3 protein-coding genes are annotated in these 3,121 nt (G+C 67.9%); 2 read left to right on the forward strand and 1 reads right to left on the reverse strand.

Annotated elements, in window-relative coordinates; genetic code table 11:
- Positions 1-300: 300 nt before the first annotated feature.
- Positions 301-1,128: a helix-turn-helix domain-containing protein gene (locus tag AC6EUL_RS22745; protein ID WP_499872875.1), complete on the reverse strand. Its 828-nt coding sequence runs from the start codon at positions 1,126-1,128 to the stop codon at positions 301-303.
- Positions 1,129-1,748: 620 nt separating this feature from the next.
- Between AC6EUL_RS22745 and AC6EUL_RS22750 the strand changes: the two genes are divergently transcribed.
- Both AC6EUL_RS22750 and AC6EUL_RS22755 read left to right on the forward strand, forming a co-directional pair.
- Positions 1,749-2,441: a nucleotide-binding protein gene (locus tag AC6EUL_RS22750; RefSeq protein WP_056221330.1), complete on the forward strand. Its 693-nt coding sequence runs from the start codon at positions 1,749-1,751 to the stop codon at positions 2,439-2,441.
- Positions 2,438-2,839, forward strand: a complete 402-nt coding sequence (locus AC6EUL_RS22755) for a hypothetical protein (RefSeq protein ID WP_056221332.1) — start codon at positions 2,438-2,440, stop codon at positions 2,837-2,839. The genes AC6EUL_RS22750 and AC6EUL_RS22755 overlap by 4 nt, the downstream gene beginning before the upstream one ends.
- Positions 2,840-3,121: the final 282 nt, after the last annotated feature.

The raw sequence follows: 3,121 nt of genomic DNA on the forward strand, positions 1-3,121 counted from the left end.
AGCCGCCAACCCCGTTGGCCGCCCGCCGATGAACCGGGGTATACGGATCACTCCCAGACCCGTCAACTGCCGGAAACAGGGAAAACGCACATGTCGCAGTTTGGTTCTCTCCGGACGCAGACATAGGATGCGACCCCGTGTCGAGGTCGCGCTCTGACGAGGCCGGAAATCCTGCCCTGATCGCGTGACCTCGACACGAGCTCACCCTGGCGTTGCGCGTGCTTTTTGGGGGTTCGCGGGCCCTGATCCCGAGGCAGGCCAGGAGCTTCGGAGCTCTGCCCGCTCGGCCGGAGCGGCTCCTCACCCCCAGGTTGCGCGCCCGTTTCCTCCTCTTCTCGTAAACCCTTGATTCCGTGGGCCTCTCAAAAGTGAACCCTCCCCCCCTTTCACGGTACCCGTGGCTTGAGGGCCGGGAGATCCAGGCCCCCGAAAGGCTGCAGGCTCCGCAGCGAGCGCCTTGGGGGGCTTGCTCCGGGGATTCCAGCGCGCCAGCCAGCCCAGCCAGCTCGGGGAAACGATCCGAACCACGTTGGTGCGATTGGGACGGTACTGGACCCGTCGTTCCGTGATCGACACCAGGCCGAGGTTCTGGGCGATCCGTAGGGCCAGGCGCGCCTTGGTCTGGCCCACACCAGCCCGGGCGGCGATCTCGGGGATCGAGAGCGTGCACTGGCGTCCGGCGACGAACGCGTCGGCCACGATCTTGAGGACCGCCAATTCTCCCGTGGTGAAGCGGCAGGCGAGCTTCGGCGGCAGGGGCCCGGTGGCCGCCAGGGTCCGCCGGCGCTCCAGTGAGCGGGCCCGGTCGGGCGAGCGCTGGGAGCGCTTGGGGGGGAAATAGGACCAGAGGCGCGGATCCCGGCTCGGGTTCTGGCCCGAGGACGCGCCCGGGGCCTCCACAGCCGCCTCAGGGGGCGTCCGAGGGGGGATGACCGCGAGGCCTCCGAGGGAAACGGCGGAGGCCTGGGCGCGCGGTTTGCGGCGGCCGTGGATGGCTTCGGCGAGGGCCTGGGCCTGGACTTCCGTCAGGGCGCCCTCCCCGGCCGCACGCCACAGATCGCGGCTCAGGGCGTCCAGAGCGGCCAGGGGAACATGGTTAACGAGAGTGAGCAGGTGATCGAACGACATGGTGGTCCCTGGGTTGGGACCGCATCGGGCCGAGCGACATCGCCTCGAGAATGAACATTCCCGATTGACTCCTGGAGGGAGCTGTGATGTGCTAGAGACCTTCGGTGTTCTCTGGCACATTCTGCGACTTGACGGCCCTTCCGGTTTGGCGACCGGGGGGGCCGTTGTCGTTTCAGGGTCCTACTGCGGTGTGGCGGTGGTTCCTTGATCGAATCCCCGGTCGAGCAAGGGACCGAGACCGCACATTCGGCATGCGAGAGGGTCTCCTGTCAAACCAGGGACTTGTGTCGTCCCGCAGCAGCACCCGATCGGTGTTTCCCGCCGGGACCGGGGCGCCCGTTCATCCCCCGGGCCATCCGATCCGAGGGAAGGCGTTCTCCTTGGAAAACCGAACAGCGTCGACGGTCCAGATAGACGGTCTATCCGACAGAACCGCCACACGCGATAAGTCGTAAGGCTCTGTGACAACGAGCAAATCTCATACAGATGGGCAAATGGCCTTTTGCCCAAGAATCCAATTGGGTTTACGGGTTCTTGGGAATTTGGGCATTAGGGCATTGGGGCCCTCGGGGTTTTGCACCTTGGGGAATGTGGGCCCACGAGCCCGGGGAGCCTTTTCGATGGCGGTCATCAGCGTCTGCTCCACGAAGGGCGGGGTCGGGAAAACGACGCTCGTGATCTGCCTGGCCGATGCCTTCGCCCGACAGGGGGGAAGCGTGGCCATCGTCGATGCCGATCCGAACGGGCATGTGGGCGCCTGGCGCGCGCGCGCGGGGGCGGACTCCACCGTCGCGGTCATCTCGGGCGTGACGGAGACCGTCATCCTCGACCGCATCGCAGAGGCGGCGACGCAGTACGGGATCGTCCTGGTAGACCTCGAGGGGGCCGCCTCGCAGGCCGTCACCTACGCGATCGCCGAGTCGGACCTCGTGCTGATCCCCACCAAGATCTCGGGAATGGACCTGCAGGAGGTGTTCCGGACCTACGAGGTGGTGCAGCGGGCCGAACGCATGCTGCGCCGATCGATCCCAGCCCGCGTGGTCCTGACCCAGATGTCGCCCCTGCAGAACCGCGTCGCCCAGCATGCCCGGGAGGAGATCCAGGGTGCCGGCATCCCGCTGCTGCGGACCGAGGTGATCCAGCGGGCCGCGTACCAGTCCATGCATTTCACGGGGTCGACGCCAGCCGGGCCGGGCGGAGACCCGAAGGCCGCCGCCGAGGTGGGCGGCGTCCTGAACGAGCTCCTCGCCATCCTGGCCGAACAGCAGGCCGCGCAGCAGGACTTGGCCGAGCAGCCGGGAGCCGGACGATGAGCAAGCCTCCGTTCCTGCCCTCGCCCCGCCCACGGCCGCACACGAGTCCGGAGGAGGCCCGGCTGCTGGCGGCCGCGACGAGCGACCTCGGCTTCACCCGGGCCTCGAGCGCCCCCCAGGAGCCGCCGGCCGCCCCGGGAGTCCCCGAGACGCCCCGGCCTGCCGAGACCATTGAGACCGGTTCGGTCCGGACGCCGAAGGCCCGGGCTTCCGCGAGGCGGCGGACCAAGGCGACGGTCCTGAAGGTCGAGGTACCGGATCCCGTCTGGACGGCCCTGCGGCAGGAGGCCCTCGATCGCCGGGTGACCGTGAAGTACCTGGTCCTCGAGGCCCTGGCGGCCAAGGGCTACGCCTTCGACCTCTCCGCCATCCCGAAGGACGGACGCCGCCTGCGCTAAGGGAGCGGTCCGCAGGGATCCTGTCCGAAAGACCGCCTGTCCGTAGATCCGATCCGAACCCTGCGGACGTGGGCCGGATCCCTACGCCCATGTCCGCAGGGCCATGGTCCAACGGACGCCGCGACTGACCGAGGAGCTGGAAACGCAGAAAGGCCGCCCCGGAGGGCGGCCTTTCTGGTGCGACGATCGTTTGTGAGGGCGTGTCTCTTGTTCTGTGCAGGTCTGGCGGCGACCGACTCTCCCGTGTCTTGAGACACAGTACCATGGGCGCTGGTGCGTTTA

Source organism: Methylobacterium sp. 001424705, assembly GCF_059816145.1.